This window comes from Mesorhizobium sp. M1088, assembly GCF_040318575.1.
In the GTDB taxonomy this organism is placed as follows: Bacteria; Pseudomonadota; Alphaproteobacteria; order Rhizobiales; family Rhizobiaceae; genus Mesorhizobium.
Map to the genome: position 1 here is coordinate 125,294 of NZ_JAMYMO010000006.1, position 15,069 is coordinate 140,362.

The 15,069-nt window shown below is 63.1% G+C and carries 16 protein-coding genes; 5 read left to right on the plus strand and 11 right to left on the minus strand.

Features of this window, described 5'->3' with window-relative positions; genetic code table 11:
- Nucleotides 1–48 precede the first annotated feature (48 nt).
- Both NKH49_RS10155 and NKH49_RS10160 read right to left on the minus strand, forming a co-directional pair.
- A complete protein-coding gene (locus NKH49_RS10155) occupies nt 49–1,026 on the minus strand; it encodes a threonine/serine dehydratase family protein (protein ID WP_352614761.1) in 978 nt (325 codons plus the stop codon).
- Between the two features lie 198 nt (nt 1,027–1,224).
- Nucleotides 1,225–1,542 carry a hypothetical protein gene (locus NKH49_RS10160; protein WP_352451855.1) on the minus strand — a complete coding sequence of 106 codons (318 nt, stop codon included), beginning with the start codon at nt 1,540–1,542 and terminating at the stop codon, nt 1,225–1,227.
- A 179-nt stretch (nt 1,543–1,721) separates the two neighbouring features.
- On the opposite strand from NKH49_RS10160, the gene mbfA reads away from it, so the two are divergent.
- The gene (gene mbfA, locus NKH49_RS10165; protein WP_352473594.1) at nt 1,722–2,705 is read left to right on the plus strand and encodes an iron exporter MbfA; all 984 of its coding nucleotides are present in this window, start codon (nt 1,722–1,724) and stop codon (nt 2,703–2,705) included.
- Here the strand turns inward: mbfA and NKH49_RS10170 are convergent.
- The 3 genes from NKH49_RS10170 to NKH49_RS10180 form a co-directional block, all read right to left on the minus strand.
- On the minus strand, nt 2,702–3,046 hold the full coding sequence (locus NKH49_RS10170) for an antibiotic biosynthesis monooxygenase family protein (protein WP_352473592.1): 345 nt from the start codon (nt 3,044–3,046) through the stop codon (nt 2,702–2,704). The two genes, mbfA and NKH49_RS10170, sit on opposite strands and share 4 nt — an antisense overlap.
- A complete protein-coding gene (locus NKH49_RS10175; RefSeq protein WP_352614759.1) occupies nt 3,043–3,375 on the minus strand; it encodes an NIPSNAP family protein in 333 nt (110 codons plus the stop codon). The genes NKH49_RS10170 and NKH49_RS10175 overlap by 4 nt, the downstream gene beginning before the upstream one ends.
- A 96-nt stretch (nt 3,376–3,471) precedes the next feature.
- Entirely contained in the window at nt 3,472–3,687 is a 216-nt protein-coding gene (locus NKH49_RS10180; protein WP_352614757.1) for a DUF1127 domain-containing protein, read from the minus strand.
- A gap of 68 nt (nt 3,688–3,755) precedes the next feature.
- Here NKH49_RS10180 and NKH49_RS10185 point away from each other — a divergent pair, with 68 nt between their 5' ends.
- Nucleotides 3,756–4,430, plus strand: a complete 675-nt coding sequence (locus NKH49_RS10185) for an ArsR/SmtB family transcription factor (RefSeq protein ID WP_352539797.1) — start codon at nt 3,756–3,758, stop codon at nt 4,428–4,430.
- Between the two features lie 120 nt (nt 4,431–4,550).
- Here the strand turns inward: NKH49_RS10185 and ligD are convergent, their stop codons facing one another.
- From ligD to NKH49_RS10200, 3 genes are all read right to left on the minus strand, one after another.
- Nucleotides 4,551–7,052 carry a DNA ligase D gene (gene ligD, locus NKH49_RS10190; RefSeq protein ID WP_352614755.1) on the minus strand — a complete coding sequence of 834 codons (2,502 nt, stop codon included), beginning with the start codon at nt 7,050–7,052 and terminating at the stop codon, nt 4,551–4,553.
- A gap of 9 nt (nt 7,053–7,061) precedes the next feature.
- Nucleotides 7,062–7,913: a non-homologous end joining protein Ku gene (gene ku / locus NKH49_RS10195; protein WP_352539795.1), complete on the minus strand. Its 852-nt coding sequence runs from the start codon at nt 7,911–7,913 to the stop codon at nt 7,062–7,064.
- A gap of 118 nt (nt 7,914–8,031) precedes the next feature.
- Nucleotides 8,032–8,538: a YciE/YciF ferroxidase family protein gene (locus tag NKH49_RS10200; protein WP_352473615.1), complete on the minus strand. Its 507-nt coding sequence runs from the start codon at nt 8,536–8,538 to the stop codon at nt 8,032–8,034.
- Nucleotides 8,539–8,945: 407 nt separating this feature from the next.
- Here NKH49_RS10200 and NKH49_RS10205 point away from each other — a divergent pair, with 407 nt between their 5' ends.
- The 3 genes from NKH49_RS10205 to NKH49_RS10215 all read left to right on the plus strand — a co-directional run bounded on the left by NKH49_RS10205 (nt 8,946) and on the right by NKH49_RS10215 (nt 11,543).
- Nucleotides 8,946–9,092, plus strand: a complete 147-nt coding sequence (locus NKH49_RS10205) for a hypothetical protein (protein ID WP_023718851.1) — start codon at nt 8,946–8,948, stop codon at nt 9,090–9,092.
- Nucleotides 9,093–9,286: 194 nt separating this feature from the next.
- A complete protein-coding gene (locus NKH49_RS10210) occupies nt 9,287–9,730 on the plus strand; it encodes a thiol-disulfide oxidoreductase DCC family protein (protein WP_352473583.1) in 444 nt (147 codons plus the stop codon).
- 61 nt (nt 9,731–9,791) lie between these two features.
- Nucleotides 9,792–11,543 carry a saccharopine dehydrogenase family protein gene (locus NKH49_RS10215; RefSeq protein ID WP_352614752.1) on the plus strand — a complete coding sequence of 584 codons (1,752 nt, stop codon included), beginning with the start codon at nt 9,792–9,794 and terminating at the stop codon, nt 11,541–11,543.
- Here NKH49_RS10215 and NKH49_RS10220 read toward each other — a convergent pair.
- The 3 genes from NKH49_RS10220 to NKH49_RS10230 all read right to left on the minus strand — a co-directional run bounded on the left by NKH49_RS10220 (nt 11,432) and on the right by NKH49_RS10230 (nt 15,026).
- A complete protein-coding gene (locus NKH49_RS10220) occupies nt 11,432–11,815 on the minus strand; it encodes a DUF1850 domain-containing protein (protein WP_352451865.1) in 384 nt (127 codons plus the stop codon). The two genes, NKH49_RS10215 and NKH49_RS10220, sit on opposite strands and share 112 nt — an antisense overlap.
- Nucleotides 11,812–13,908 carry a TRAP transporter permease gene (locus NKH49_RS10225; RefSeq protein ID WP_352926003.1) on the minus strand — a complete coding sequence of 699 codons (2,097 nt, stop codon included), beginning with the start codon at nt 13,906–13,908 and terminating at the stop codon, nt 11,812–11,814. The genes NKH49_RS10220 and NKH49_RS10225 overlap by 4 nt, the downstream gene beginning before the upstream one ends.
- A 158-nt stretch (nt 13,909–14,066) precedes the next feature.
- Entirely contained in the window at nt 14,067–15,026 is a 960-nt protein-coding gene (locus tag NKH49_RS10230; RefSeq protein ID WP_352539793.1) for a TAXI family TRAP transporter solute-binding subunit, read from the minus strand.
- Nucleotides 15,027–15,069: the final 43 nt, after the last annotated feature.

The following is a 15,069-nucleotide window of genomic DNA, read 5'->3' on the forward strand; positions in this document are numbered from 1 at the left end:
AGGCTCGAGCGCCTCGAACCGGCACATGACCTGGAATTGGTTGCTATCTTAGCTGGCAGCAATGATCTCGGCATAGGTGCTGAGATCGACATTGCCGCCGGAGAGCACCACGGCAATGCATTTCCCGGCAAGGTCGATCTCGCCTGACGACAGCGCGGCCAAGCCGACGCAACCGCCGGGTTCGACCACCAGCTTCAGACAAGCCATCGCATCGCGCATCGCCTGTGCCACCGCCTTGTCGGAAACGGCGATGGCGCCCGCGAGATTCTTGCGGTTAATCTCGAAAGTGATGGCGCCCGGCTCGGCGACGAGAAGGGCATCGCAGATCGAGGTGTGGCCGGGCGCGTTCGACACCCTGGCGCCTTTGATCAGCGAGCGGCGTGTGTCGTCGAAATGCTCAGGTTCCACGGCCCAGACGGCGGTGCCCGGCGGGGCATCCTTGACCGCGATCGAAATGCCGCTGCTCAACCCGCCGCCGCCGCAGGGAACCACTACCGCATCGAGGCTGACGCCAAGCGCTCTTGCTTGGCGCATCAATTCGAGGCCGATCGTGCCCTGGCCGGCGATGATGGCCGGATCGTCGTAGGGCGGCACCAGGACCATGCCCTTTTCCACGTAAGAACGGACGACGGCAGTGCGATCGTCGCGGACCCGGTCGAAGGTGATCACTTCCGCGCCCATCTTCCTGACATTGCCGACTTTCATCGCCGGCGCATCGGCGGGCATGGCGATGACGGCCTTGACGCCGAACATCGCCGCTGCGGCGGCAACGCCTTGCGCGTGATTACCCGACGAGAAGGCGACGACGCCGCGGGCGCGTTCTTCCGCCGAGAGCGAGGAGAGCTTGTTGTATGCACCGCGGAACTTGAACGAGCCGGTGCGCTGCAACGTCTCCGGCTTGAACAGGATCCTGGCGCCGAAGCGATTGTTCAACTCCGGCGATTCGATCAGCGGCGTTTCGACGATCAGTCCGGACAATCGCGCTGCTGCACTGTGAATATCGGCGATGCCGGGAGGGGTGATCATGGCTGGGTCCTGCAAGAGATGAGACGGCCTATGGTGCACGGAAAGGGAAGCCGCGCACCAATGAAAAAATGTGACCGTTACAATTCGACTTGGAGGCAGGAGTGGGCGTGACTGTCACCCACCTCTCCTCCGCCCTCCGCCATGCATTCGTCATTTCGACAAATCGCTGCCGATTTACCGGCATTTGCCGGCCGCCCCTCACCCCAACAGCGTCTTTTGCCGTTTGGGGCCGCCGATCTTGCGCCAGGTGTTGAAGCGATGGGTGGCAGCGGCGAAGGAGATCTTCATCTGCTGAGCGACCGAATAGCGCGACTTGCCTTCGTCGAACAGGCGATAGCAGCACTCGACGCCCTCCTCGGTCAACTTGCCGTCGGGAGCCTTGTTATGCGGATTGGCGGGATCAAATTTTTCGACCTGCTGCTCGACCAGCCCTTTCAGGCGCTGCAAGTCCGCCTCGATGTTAGCGATCAGGTCGAGAACCGGCTTGGGGTCAAACGGCTGCTGTTTTTCCAGCATCTGCGGGTTCCTTTCTCTTGGTTGAGATTCGGTTATATAGGTGAACGTTTGCCGATAGCAACGGCAATGTGTTCGGGATTTTGAAGCCTGTACCTTTGAGCATGAGTGGAGCGGGCACGATTGACCGAGCATGTGCGAAGCTCTAGTTTAGAACCGTTCTAAACTAGGGTGAATTTCTCATGCTTTCCCGCGTTTTCGGCTTCGGCCGCCGTCCCTTTGAATCGCTCTCGGAACAGGAGATCCTGGCGCTCGCCATCTCCTCCGAGGAGGATGACGGGCGCATCTATCGCGCCTATGCCGACGGGCTGGCGGAGAGCTTTCCGCAATCGGCCAAGGTGTTCGAGGAGATGGCGGAGGAGGAGGACGGCCATCGCGATTCGCTGATCGAGCTTTACCGCAAGCGCTTCGGCGAGCGCATACCGCTGATCCGGCGCGAACATGTGAAGGGCTATTACGAGCGCAAGCCGGACTGGCTGGTGAGGCCGCTCGGCATCGATCATGTGCGCAGCCAGGCCGAGGCCATGGAGCGCCAAGCCTACCTGTTCTATATCGAGGCGGCCAAACGCACAGGCGATGCGTCGACGCGAAAGCTGCTCGACGACCTGGCGATCGCAGAACAGGGCCACGAGACACTGGCGCAGCGGCTGGAGCAAAAGCATGTGCCGGGCGCGGTCAAGGACGAAGAGGCGGCGGCCGAGCAGCGCCAGTTCATCCTGACCTATGTGCAACCGGGGCTGGCCGGGCTGATGGATGGCTCGGTGTCGACGCTGGCGCCGATCTTTGCCGCCGCCTTTGCCACGCATGATACGTTCCAGACCTTTCTGGTCGGGCTTGCCGCCTCGATCGGCGCTGGCATCTCGATGGGTTTCACCGAGGTGGCTTCCGACGACGGCAAATTATCTGGCCGCGGCTCGCCGGCAAAACGCGGGCTGACCGTCGGCGTCATGACGACGCTGGGCGGGCTCGGCCATGCGCTGCCCTATCTCATCCCGCTTTTTTGGACGGCGACCATTGTCGCCGCCGTGGTGGTTTTCTTCGAGCTGTGGGCGATCGCCTTCGTGCAGAACCGCTACATGCAGACCCCATTCTGGCGCGCCGCCTTCCAGGTGGTGCTGGGTGGCGCGCTGGTGTTTGCGGCAGGGGTGCTGATCGGGAATGCTTAACCATTCACCGCCTGGCTGTCCTGAGGCGCCTCGGCGCGTTCGGTCAGGCCGTAATCGCGCACGACATGAGCGATACGCAAACGATAGTCCGCAAAGATACCGCCGCGCCCGGCCTTCTGCGCCTGCCGATGTTCCTGCGTGTTGCGCCAGGCCTTCACCGCATCCTCGTCGCGCCAGAAGGACAGCGACAGGATGCGGTTCGGATCGGCAAGGCTCTGGAAGCGCTCGATCGACAGGAAGCCGTCGATGCCGTCGAGCAGTGGGCGCAGATCGGCGGCGATGCCGAGATAGGCATCGCGCATGCCCGCCGCCGGCTCGACCTCGAAGATGACGGCGATCATGGTTTCACCAACGGAGCATGTGGCCCGGAGGCCAGCTTGAGGAAGGTGCGGTCCTCCTTCAGGATGAATTTTTCCCGCCGGGCGAACTCGTAATTCGCCTTACCGGCGGGATCGGCGGCGAGCCGGGCGCGGTAGGCTTCGTAGGCCGCAAGACTGTCGATGTTGTAGGCGGCATAAGCCCTGGTGGCCGAGCCTTCGTGCGGCGCGAAATAGCCGATCAGATCGGCGCCGCAACGCGGGATCGCCTGCCCCCAATTGCGTGCATATTCCTCGAACGCCGCCTTGCCGAACGGATCGATCTCGTAGCGGATGAAGCAGGTGATGGTCATTTTCGCCTCCTTGGCGGTGGATGTTTTCTTGCGGTCACAGTTCGAGCCGGATCGAAACGTTCCGAAGATCGATATGCTAGGCAAATCCTTCGCTGATCATGCCTGCCAGAACGATTTCGCGCATTCGCGGCGGACGTCTTCAGGTGTCGGGCCAAGGTCCCGCAGCAGATGATCGTCGATCTCGGCGAGGTCGAGACGCTGCAGATGACGGTCGTACCACCGCTTCAGGAGCCGCAGCCGCAAGCGCCGCAAGACAATGAACGGGAACGGCCGGCGAGCAGGCGCGGCGCCGTGAATGGTCCTTGCAGGCATCGTTGTCTCCTTGATTTGCATCGAGACTAATGCTTTCCTGACGAGGATGCTTCGATGAGGAACGAACCATGCGCGAAGGACCTGACATAGCCCGCATTGCCAGCCTGGTGGGCGATCCAGCGCGGGCAAACATGCTGTCCGCACTGATGGGCGGCACGGCACTGACGGCGAGTGAACTGGCACTCGAGGCCGGGGTGTCGCTTCCGACAGCGAGCTCCCATCTGTCGAAGCTGATGGAAGGCGGGCTGCTGACGCTGGCAAGCCAGGGACGGCATCGCTACTACGGCCTCGCCGGCCCGCAGGTAGCAGGCATGATCGAGGCGATCACAGGTGTTGCCGCTGCGGCCGGGCCGCAACGAGTGCGGCCTGGCCCACGCGACGCGGCCATGCGCGTGGCGCGGGTCTGCTACGACCACCTCGCCGGCGAGCAGGCGGTGGCGATGCTGGACCGTCTCGTCGCTCGACAAGTGCTCCTGCGAGATGATGAGGAGATTCAGCTTGGGCCGTCGGCCGCCTCGCATTTCGCCGCGATCGGCATCGATGTCGAGGGCAAGGCGCGGCGACCGGTGTGCCGGGCCTGCCTCGACTGGAGCGTGCGGCGTTCGCACCTCGCCGGCACGCTGGGCGCCGCCATTCTCGACAAGATCCTCGCCGAGAAATGGGCGCGGCGCGAGAAGGACAGCCGTGCGGTGATTTTCTCGCCGACAGGCAAGCAGGCGTTCGAGAAGACGTTTCTCGCCTGACGGCTCGCTTCGACGCACTAGAACGGCTCGTCGTTTCACGGAAACACCGAACCGCTCTATCTTTTTTGTTTTGACGCAATCCCAGACGGAAAACCGTTCCACACTTTTCCTGGAATTGCTCTAGCCGCGCTTGAGCGGCTTGGCCTGCTTGAAAAAATCCTCCCAGGGATCGGCTTGCCCAAGCCGCTTCAGCGTCGTCTTGTCGCCGATCGGAAAGGCGTTCGGCGGCAATCCGGCCTCGATTTCCGCCCAGGTCACCGGCATTGATACCGTGGCGCCTTTTTTGGCGCGCGACGAATAGGGCGCGACCGTGGTCGCGCCACGGCCATTGCGCAGATAATCGACGAATATCCTGCCGGTGCGCGCCTTCTTAGACAGCGTCGCCGTGTAGCGGTCGGGTGCGGCTTGCTCGAGCGCTCGGGCGAACTCATGGGCGAAGCCTTTGACCTCGTCCCAGTCCGCCGACGGCTTCAGCGGGACGAGGACATGATAGCCCTTGCCGCCCGAGGTCTTGACGAAATTAGGCAGGGACAGTTCGTCGAGCCGGCTGCGGATATCGAGCGCCGCGGCACGCACCGCCTTCACGTCGACACCCTCGTCGGGATCGAGATCGAAGATGATCTGGTCTGGTTTTTCCAGCTCGTCCGTGGTCGAGCCCCAGATGTGGATCTCGACGACGCCGAGTTGAACGAGGGCCACGACACCGTCGAAATCGCGGATGAACAATATCTCCTCGCCGTCGGTGGGGTCCTTCACCACGGCGATCTTGTCGTGCATGCCGGCCGAGGCATGCTTCTGGAAGAACCGTTGGCCGCCAACACCGTCCGGCGCCCGCACGAGGCTGAGCGGCCGGTTGATGACGAATTGCTTCATGCGCGGCCAGACCAGCGCGTAGTGATCGACCAGATCCTGCTTCGATACGTTCTCCTGCGGCCACAGAAGCTTGTCGGGGCGGGACAGCGTAACCGAGGTTTTCGCCGTGGCCGCGGGTTTGGCGGGCTTTGGCTTCGACTCTGCCGGAGCTGAGCGTGCTTTCGGTTTCTCCTGCACGACTTCCTCCGCCGGCTTGTCCTCGCGCAATCCCTGGAACGACGCGTGGCGTATTATACGGTCCGACGTCCAACTGCGAAACTCCACTTCGCCAACAAGTTCGGGCTTGACCCAGACCAGCCCCTTGCCCCTTGGCACCGCCCTGTCGAAGGGCGAGGTTGTCGTCTTCAGCGCATCAAGCCTCCTCTTCAGCTCGTTGGTGCTTTTGGCCGTGAAGCCGGTGCCGACGCGGCCGGCATAGCGCAGCTTGCCGCCCTCGTGATAGCCGACCAGCAGCGAGCGCAGGCCCCGCCCGGTCTTGTCCGACGGCATGTAGCCGCCGATGACGAATTCCTGGCGCGCCGTACATTTCGACTTCACCCAGGACGGGACACGGCCGCTGCGGTAGGGCGCATCGGCGCGCTTGGAGACGACGCCTTCGAGCCCCAGCCGGCAAGCATGCTCCAGCATGATCTTGCCGGGCTCGGCAAAGTGGTCGCTGAAGCGCACGGCCTGATCCTCGGCCTGTCCGGCGAGCAAAGTGCGCAGCCTTTCCTTGCGCTCGACCAGCGGCTCTGAACGGATATCCTCACCGTTGAGACGCAACAGGTCGAAAACGTAGTAGATGAAACGATCCGTACGGCCCGCCGACAGATCTTGCTGCAGCAGCGAGAATGATGACACGCCATTATGCGCCAGCACGACGATTTCGCCGTCGATGATAGCATCGGTGCATTTCAGGCCGCCAAGTGCCGCGACAATTGCGCCACCGAATTTGTCGGTCCAGTCGAGGCCGGCGCGTGTCAAAAGCCGCACCTCGGTGCCGGCAAGCTGCGCCTGCATGCGATAGCCGTCGAACTTCACCTCATGTAGCCAGTCCTTGCCGGGCGGGGCGTCCCGCTCCAGCGTTGCGAGCGCCGGTTCGATGAATTCCAGCCGCCTTGCCGCGACGGCCTTCGCTTTGCTGGCGGCCGGCCTGTCGGACTGCCAGACGCTTGGCTTCTTGCCGTCGGCGGTCTTGCCTTCGCCGACCTCTTCGATGGTCAGGCCGGATTTCACCGATTGCGGCGCCTCCTGCAAAATGTCCTCGCCCGGACGCGCGGCGGCATCGTCGGATTTGATCAGCAACCAGTTGTCACGCTTTTCGCCCGGACGCGGCTTCAGCCGCACCAGATGCCAGGCGCCATGCAATTTGCGGCCATACAGTTCGAAACTGATATGGCCTTTCTTCATCGCCCTTGCCGGTTCGCCATCGGGGACCCAAGTTCCCTCGTCCCAGACAATGACCGAGCCGCCGCCATATTGGTCCTTCGGGATAGTGCCTTCAAACGGCGCATAGTCGATCGGGTGGTCCTCGACGTGCACGGCGAGCCGCTTTTCGTGCGGGTCGAGGCTCGGGCCTCGCGTCACGGCCCAGCTCCACAGCACGCCACCATGCTCGAGACGAAGGTCGTAGTGGAGCCTGGTGGCGGCATGCTTGTGGATGACGAAGATGCCACCCGCCACGGCTTTCTTGCCGCGCGAAACCTTGCCGGCTGGTTCGGCCGTCTTCTTGAAATTGCGCTTGGCGTGATACTGCTCGAGGCTGGCCATGGGCGGATCCTAAGCAGATTTGCGCCGGGCGGCTTTGGACTTGGCGCCTTTTCCCGGGCGTCCGGTCTTTGCCGGCGCACCGGCTTCCGACGAAAGGCTCTTCTTCAGCGCATCGAAGAGGTTGACGACGTTGGAGGGCCGTGGTTCCGCCTTGGCCTTCGGTGCCTTCTTGCCGGCCTTCTTGGCGCGGACCAGCTCGATCAGGGCATTTTCGTATTTGTCCTCGAATTCGGAAGGATCGAACGCCGCCTGTTTCTCATCGACGATGTGTTCGGCCAGCCTGATCATCTCGGCGTCGGTCTTCACCGTCTTGATGTCGCCGAACACTATCTCGGGCCTGCGAACCGTATCGCCATAGCGCAAGGTCGTCAGCAGCAGACCCTTGCCCAACGGCTCGATGACCACCGGACGTTCGCGGCGATAGAGCACAATGCGGGCTAGCCCCGCCGTCTTCTTGGCGGCCATGGCGTCGCGGATGACGGCGAAGGCCTCTTCCGAGACCTCGTCCGCAGGCGTCACATAATAGGGCGCGTCGAGATAGATCTGTTGGATCGAGGATTTTTCGATGAAACCATCGAGGCTCATCGTGTGCGAGGATTCGATCTGCACGGCTTCGATCTCCTCCTCCTCGATTTGGACGAAGTCGCCGTCGCCGATTTCGTAGCCCTTGATCTCGTCGCCTTCATCGAGCGGCTTGCCGCTTGCCGAATCGACATAGACGCGCTTGACGGTATTGCCGGTCTTGCGGTTGAGCACGCGGAATGAGACTTTCTCCGCCTGGGTGACGACATTGGTCAGTTCGACGGCGCAAGTGACCAGCGAAAGCTTGAGATACCCTCTCCAGGCCGGGCGCGGCGCCATGACAAACTCCCTGCACGACAATGTTCAACCGAGAACGGGCAAAGTCCGTTCCGGTTCCGGCGGCGCAAAAGCAAGTCCGGGCTTTCAACCCAGCCTTGCCTTGTTCTCGCTCACTGCGCTACTCGGCGGCTTGCAGGTTGACCTTGCTTTCCGCTATCTCGGTAAGCTTGCGGTCGGTTGCCTGCTCCTCCTTGAGGTTGTTGGCCAACACATTGGCGCAGTCGCTGCGGCCCAGTTGCTTGGCCCAAGCAATCAGGGTGCCGTAACGGGTCATCTCATAATGCTCGACCGCCTGGGCGGAGGCGATCAGCGCAGCGTCGAGGACCTCCTTGTCGGCGATGTCGCCGCTGACGTCGTCGGCTTCTTCGAGAATGCCGTCGATGGCTGGGCAGTCGACCTGCTTGGCCTTCACGCCGTGCAGTTCGAACACCTGCTCGACACGCTGGATATGACCCTTGGTCTGAGCGAGATGTTTCTCAAAGCCGGCTTTCAGCTGCGGATCACTCGCCTTGTCGATCATCTTCGGCAGCGATTTCTCGATCTGTTTTTCAGCGTAATAGATGTCGCGCAGCGTGTGCACGAAGAGGTCGTCGAGGGTTTTGATATCCTTCGAAAAGAAACCCATGGCCTTTGCCTTTCCATTGCTCTTGCGGTTTCGGATTTTTTGGCTGCGGCCCACCCGAGCACCACAGCCTGCGGAGCCGGTTCGTCCCGGCACTGGGAAATCAACGTGCGGCTGACGGGCCGGTTCCTGGTTTTCCGGCCGCGTGCACGGAAATTTCGCGGTCCGGCAAAACCTGAAACAAAACCGCGCCTCTGCGACATTCAGGCGAAACATATGTGATGCAAAAGTCACACTGGACGAAATGCCGACGGACTGCATGGAAACACCGCGAATCAGCCGCATTCCAGCCATGAACAAAGGCATTTTCGACCAGAGATTAACATCGCGTTCACCGACTATTCACGCCTGGACGCTATGATCCCCGCAATTCGGAAGGGACATCCGAAGCGGGACAGGGACCGAGTAAAATGAGCTTCTGGAATCAAATCGCCGGCTATGCCGCCGCCATCCGCGAATTCGTCGCTCCGACCTATCGGCCTGAGCGCTATTATATGCGCGGCCCAGGCCCCGCCTGCGCGCGCCGTGGCAACACGCTTGGGATCAGCGTGCACTGATGATGACCACGGAAAGCCGTCACGACAGCCGGATCTGCCGGCCCGACGCCGACAACCGGTCAACGACCTATCGCGCCGAGCGCCCTGCGCTGACCGACAGACGGCGTGCGACAACGCCAAGGCCCTGACATTCCGGGCTTTGATCCAGCCGCCGGCAGGCCTAGTTTCATCTGACACCAGCTGTCAGGCGCCACGTGACCGTCAAGCCGAACCATTCTCCTGAACCGCCGGAATTCGATGCAAGTCGCCCGTTGATCGTGTTCGACGGCGTCTGCGTGTTGTGCTCGGGCTTTGTGCGCATGGTGGTGAAGCTCGACCGCAAGGGCCACTTCCATTTCGTAACGGCGCAGTCACCGTTCGGCGAGGTGCTGTTCAAGAAATACGGGCTGCGGACGGATCGCTACGAGACCAATCTCGTCATCGTCGATGGCGCGGCTTTCACCCGCCTGGACAGTTTCGTTGCCGTCATGGCCGAACTCGGCTGGCCGTGTCGGTCGGCGCGGATCCTGCTGCTGTTGCCGCGCCCGCTTCGCGACTGGCTCTACGGCCGCATCGCAAAGAACCGCTACGCCCTGTTCGGCAAGAAAGACAATTGCGAAATCCCTTCCGCCGAGGTGAGGGCAAGATTGATCGGCTAGATTCGTTGCCGTGGCCGGGAGCGGGCGGGGCATTTTGGGGGAACTGTTGGGGGAACTGCGGATGAAGGTTCTTGTCGTCGGCGGCTATGGCACCTTTGGCGGTCGCACTGTCGAGCTTTTGGAGGGCGAGCCGCATCTGATCCTCTTTGTCGCCGGGCGCTCGCTCGCCAAGGCTGACGCGTATTGCAAGAAGCGCGCCCCGACAGCAGCCCAGCTGGTGCCGGCACTGTTCGACCGTGACGGCGATCTCGCCGCGCAACTCGCTGCATTAGAGCCTGATATTGTAGTCGACGCGAGCGGTCCGTTCCAGGCCTATGGCGAGGGACGCTATCGCCTGATCGAGGGCTGCATCGCCCGGCGCATCAACTATCTCGATCTAGCCGACGGCTCGGATTTCGTCGCCGGTGTCTCTGCGTTCGACGAGGCGGCGCGAAACGCCGGCGTCTTCGTGCTGTCCGGCGTGTCGAGCTTTCCGGTGCTGACGGCGGCAGTGGTGCGTCGCCTGTCTTCGGACCTGACGCGGGTCGACGGCATTCGCGGCGGCATCGCGCCGTCGCCCTTTGCCGGAGTCGGCGAGAACGTCATTCGGGCTATCGCCGGTTACGCCGGTCAGCCGGTGCGGCTTGTTCGCAATGGCCGTCCCGAACAAGGCCATCCGTTCACAGAGCAATTGCGCTACTCCGTCGCGCCGCCGGGCCGGCTGCCGCTTCGAAACACGCTGTTCTCGCTGGTCGACGTTCCGGACCTGCGCGCTCTGGCCAAGCTTTGGCCGGAGGCGAAGACCATCTGGATGGGCGCCGGGCCGGTTCCCGAGACGCTGCACCGCGCCCTGATCGGCCTCGCCTGGCTTGTGCGCGCCGGATTGATCGGTTCGCTTTCGCCGCTGGCGCCGCTGATGCATCAGGCAACGAACCGGCTGTGCTGGGGCGAGCATCGCGGCGGCATGTTCGTCGAGGTGGAGGGATCGGACCGGGCGGGCGCCACCGTTAAGCGCTCGTGGCATCTCTTGGCGGAGGGCAATGACGGGCCGCTGATCCCGTCGATGGCGGTCGAAGCGTTGGTCCGCAAAGCATTGGCCGGAGATCAGCCCGCGCCGGGCGCACGGGCTGCCGTGCGCGATTTGGAGCTCCGGGATTATGAAGCCCTGTTCGCCGGGCGGACAATCTACACCGGCTTCAGGAACGGGGCGGCGGACGAGGACAAGCCGCTTTATGCCGCGCTGCTCGGTGCCGCCTGGCAAGGCCTTCCCGAGGCAATTCGGTCAATGCATGACGGTACGATCACGGCCGCAGGCCGCGCGCGCGTCGAACGCGGGCGCAATGTTCTTGGCCGGCTAATGGCCTGGACGGTCGGCTTCCCCGGGGCAAGCGAGGACATCCCGGTTCATGTCCGCTTCGACACCGACAAGGACGGCGAGACCTGGACCCGCACATTCGGCAAGCACAGTTTTTCGAGCCTACAGTCCGCGGGCCGGGGTCGATCGCAGCGCCTGCTGTGCGAACGCTTCGGCCCGCTGACCTTCGCGATGGCGCTGGTTGCAGAAGACGGCCGGCTGGCGCTGGTCTTGCGCCGCTGGAGTTTTTTTGGCCTGCCGCTTCCGATGTGGCTCGGTCCACGCTCGACTTCCTACGAAACGGTGAAGGATGGCCGCTTCCGCTTCCATGTCGAGATCTCGCATCCGCTTGCCGGCATGATCGTCCGCTACCGCGGCTGGCTGGAGCCCTCCGGCCCGCACGGCTCCAGCGAGATCGTGCCGCCTGCCAGCTTGGCCAATTCGCGACAGTCCTGCGCCGTGCACAGCGTCCAGCCCTGACCCGTTGCGCCCGAGGCGGCGAGCGCGAGGCGCCGCTGTGGCCCGACCTTGGGCGCATAGACCCACCAGCCGTTTCTCAGCACCGAGCCTTGCGGCGGCTCCATCCCGGCGCCCGATCCCTTGATGCGGGCCTCGACGAGCTGCAGGCCGGACGGCAGCACCTTCCAGTCTTCCTGCCACTGGGTCTTCTCCACCGAATGCACCCAGGAGAGCGTGAAGGCAGCGACCGCGAGCGTTACCGTCTTGCCGGCCGCGACGATGCAGAGGCTCATGCTGAATTAGCCAGCGAAGCCTGCCGCGCGCGCCAGCAGTGCCAGCCGATCCAGACAAGGGACAGCGCCCAGCCCGCCTCGTCAGTGAGCGGCAGCGCCGCAACCAGCAGCACGCCGGCGGCGAAGGCGACGAGGCGTTCCCACCAGGCCATGCGCCGGGCGAGAAATCCGACGGCCGCGGCGCCCCACAGGACGATACCCATGCAGGCTTTGATGACGATATAGGCGACCTCGACGGGATAGCCGAACTGGGCGGCGATCAGGCCGGGGTCCTGCAGCATCAGCGCCGGGGTATAGACCGCCATGAACGGCACAACGAAGCCGGCAATGGCAAGCTTGGTGGCCTGGACGCCGATCTTGAGGCCGCTTTCCTTGGCCATGGGCGCGGCGGCGAAGGCGGCCAGCGCCACAGGCGGGGTGAGATCGGCCATGATGCCGAAATAGAAGACGAACATATGGCTGACCACCAACGGCACGCCGAGCGACAGCAGCGCTGGCCCGGCCAGCGACGAAGTGATGATGTAGTTGGGAATGGTCGGTATGCCCATGCCGAGCACCAGGCAGGTGAGCATGGTCAAAAGCAGCGACAGGAACAGATTGTTCTCGCCGATCGAGATGATCCAGCCGATGAAGGTCGAGGCGATGCCGGTAAGCGTCAACGTGCCGATGACGATGCCGACAATGGCGCAGGCAATGCCGACCGGCAGCGCGTTCTTTGCTCCTTCGGCAAGCGAATCCACGCATATGCGCAGCGTCTCGCGCCCGCCCTTGAAGGTGAGGCAGGCGGCGACCAGCACGGCGATGACCAGGCTGAGGATGTTGACGCCGAATTTCATGAAGGAAGCCGCGGCAAGCCCGAGCGCCAGCCAGAAGACGATGCGGAAGGCGAGCGGCCCGATCGATGCTGCCAGCGGCGTGCCGAGGATAAGCACAATGGTCAACGCCAGGCCCATGGTGCCGGCGAACACCGGTGTGTAGCCGGCAAACAGCAGGTAGATCAGTGCTGCGAGAGGCAGTACCAGCGGCCAATGTTGTCTCACCGCATCCCACGGGTTGGGCAGGTCGGCCTTGGCCATGCCGTGCAGGCCGGCCTTGCCGGCTTCCAGGTGCACCTGCCAGAAACAGGCGCCGAAATAGAGCAGCGCCGGAATGATCGCCGCCTTGACCACAGCGGCATAGGGGATGTTCAGGGTCTCGGCCATGATAAAGGCAACCGCTCCCATCACCGGCGGCATGATCTGACCGCCCATCGACGAGGTCGCCTCGACGGCGCCGGCGAAAGCCGAGCGGAAACCGAAGCGCTTCATCAGCGGGATGGTGAACTGGCCGCTGGCCACCACATTGGCGACGCCGGAGCCGGAAATGGTGCCCATCAGCGCCGAGGACAGCACGCAGACTTGCGCCGGGCCGCCGCGCCATGAGCCGACCAGGCCAAGCGCAAAATCGTTGAACAGCGCGATCATGCCGGCGCGCTCAAGAAAGGCGGCGAAAACGACGAAGATGAAGATGTAGGCGGCCGAGACATAGATCGGCGTGCCGTAGATGCCTTCGGTACCGTAGGCGAAGGTGTCGACGAGCTGGGCGAAATCATAGCCGCGATGGATGAACGGCGGTGGCAGATGATTGCCGGCGAATGCGTAGGCGAGAAAGATGAAGGCAATGACGGCAAGCGGCAGCCCCATCAACCGCCGCGCCGCCTCGAAGACCAGCACGACCAGCACCGCGCCGACGATCAGGTCAGGCGTGGTGAGAAAGCCGGAGCGGCGGATGAGGTCGGCATAGAACACCCAATTGTACAGACCGGTGGCGAAACCAAGCAGGCCGAGCGTCCAGAACACTGCTTTCGCCGGGACGCTTTTGGCGCGCAGATTGGCGATTAGGGCAAAGCCGAGCAGCAGCAGGAAGCCGACATGCATGGCGCGTATGACCTGGCTCGGTAGGCTGCCGTAGGCGGCGATGTAGATTTGGAAGATGGAGAAGGCGATGGCGATAAAAAAAGCCGCCTTGCCAGCGATGCCTTCGCCGAAGCCAGGCGGCAATCCTTCGACAGGAGCTTCCGCTGTGGGGGAAAGAACGGTCGGGGTTGCGGTCATTAGCGGGGTTCCTGGCGGGGCGCTCCCCTCCCCGAGGGAGGTGCGAGCGAAGCTAGGCGGGTGGGGTCGGTGCGGCAGTGTACGGCCTCAACCGACCCTACCGGTCCATTCGCCTTCGGCAGCTGTTCACCTTTTCCTCAAGGGGGAGGGATGGCTCCTTACTTCACCAATCCCTTTTCCTTGTAATACCTCTCGGCGCCTGGATGCAGCGGCACTGGCATGCCGTCGAGCGCCTTGGCCGGGTCGATCGCCTTGGCGGCGGCGTGGGCAGCGGTGAGCTGGTCGAGATGCTCGAACAGCAGTTTTGTCATCTGGTAGGCGGTCTCGTCGGAGACATCGGCGCTGGTGATCAGGAAATTGCCGACGGCGGCGGTCGCAACATCCTCGGTCTGGCCCTCGTAGGTGCCCTTGGGGATGACCACGGAAAGATAGGGCGAGCCGATCTTGGCGACGTCCTCCGCCGGCACGGCAACGATGTTTACCGGCAATGAGGTGGCGAGGTCACGGATCGACGCGACCCCAAGGCCAGCCGACTGAAGCGTGGCGTCGAGCTGTCGGTTCTTGATCAGCTCCACCGATTCGGCGAAGGGCAGATATTCGATCCGCCCGAGGTCTTCGTATTTCAGCCCGGCAGCGGCAAATATCGTGCGGGCGTTGAGCTCGGTGCCTGAGGCCGGCGCGCCGACCGAAAGGCTCTTGCCCTTGAGATCGGCGAGCGTCTTGATGCCGGATTCCTTGCTGGCGACGATCTGGATGTAGTTGGGATAGATGGCGGCAATGCCGCGCAGCTTGTCGAGCTTGCCTGGGAAGCCTGCTTCAGTATTGCCTTCGGCGGCCAGCTTGACGGAATCACCGAGCGCAAAGGCGATCTCGCCCTTGCCCTGCTGAAGCAGGTTGAGGTTTTCGACCGACGCTTTCGTCGCCTGCACCTGAGTACGCGCGCCTTCGATGCCCTTGCCGTAGATTTCCGACAGCGCGACGCCGAGCGGATAGTAGACGCCGGACGTGCCGCCGGTCAGCACGTTGATGAATTCCTGTGCCTTGACCGATACCGCGCCAAGGCCAAGCGACAGCGCCAGCACGCCGGCTGCAACAAATTTCGTTCTGAAATTGAGCATGCGATTTCCTCCCTGAAAATTCGCCGCCGTGCCCTCCTCGGCG

Bases quoted from the DNA above. Each gene is read 5' to 3' on its own strand.
- NKH49_RS10185 (WP_352539797.1), top strand. From the start codon at position 3,756: ATGCGCGAAGGACCTGACATAGCCCGCATTGCCAGCCTGGTGGGCGAT.
- NKH49_RS10225 (WP_352926003.1), bottom strand. From the start codon at position 13,908: ATGACCGCAACCCCGACCGTTCTTTCCCCCACAGCGGAAGCTCCTGTC.
- NKH49_RS10230 (WP_352539793.1), bottom strand. From the start codon at position 15,026: ATGCTCAATTTCAGAACGAAATTTGTTGCAGCCGGCGTGCTGGCGCTG.
- ku (WP_352539795.1), bottom strand. From the start codon at position 7,913: ATGGCGCCGCGCCCGGCCTGGAGAGGGTATCTCAAGCTTTCGCTGGTC.
- mbfA (WP_352473594.1), top strand. From the start codon at position 1,722: ATGCTTTCCCGCGTTTTCGGCTTCGGCCGCCGTCCCTTTGAATCGCTC.
- NKH49_RS10160 (WP_352451855.1), bottom strand. From the start codon at position 1,542: ATGCTGGAAAAACAGCAGCCGTTTGACCCCAAGCCGGTTCTCGACCTG.
- NKH49_RS10220 (WP_352451865.1), bottom strand. From the start codon at position 11,815: ATGAGCCTCTGCATCGTCGCGGCCGGCAAGACGGTAACGCTCGCGGTC.
- NKH49_RS10215 (WP_352614752.1), top strand. From the start codon at position 9,792: ATGAAGGTTCTTGTCGTCGGCGGCTATGGCACCTTTGGCGGTCGCACT.
- NKH49_RS10180 (WP_352614757.1), bottom strand. From the start codon at position 3,687: ATGCCTGCAAGGACCATTCACGGCGCCGCGCCTGCTCGCCGGCCGTTC.
- ligD (WP_352614755.1), bottom strand. From the start codon at position 7,052: ATGGCCAGCCTCGAGCAGTATCACGCCAAGCGCAATTTCAAGAAGACG.
- NKH49_RS10170 (WP_352473592.1), bottom strand. From the start codon at position 3,046: ATGATCGCCGTCATCTTCGAGGTCGAGCCGGCGGCGGGCATGCGCGAT.
- NKH49_RS10175 (WP_352614759.1), bottom strand. From the start codon at position 3,375: ATGACCATCACCTGCTTCATCCGCTACGAGATCGATCCGTTCGGCAAG.
- NKH49_RS10205 (WP_023718851.1), top strand. From the start codon at position 8,946: ATGAGCTTCTGGAATCAAATCGCCGGCTATGCCGCCGCCATCCGCGAA.
- NKH49_RS10155 (WP_352614761.1), bottom strand. From the start codon at position 1,026: ATGATCACCCCTCCCGGCATCGCCGATATTCACAGTGCAGCAGCGCGA.
- NKH49_RS10200 (WP_352473615.1), bottom strand. From the start codon at position 8,538: ATGGGTTTCTTTTCGAAGGATATCAAAACCCTCGACGACCTCTTCGTG.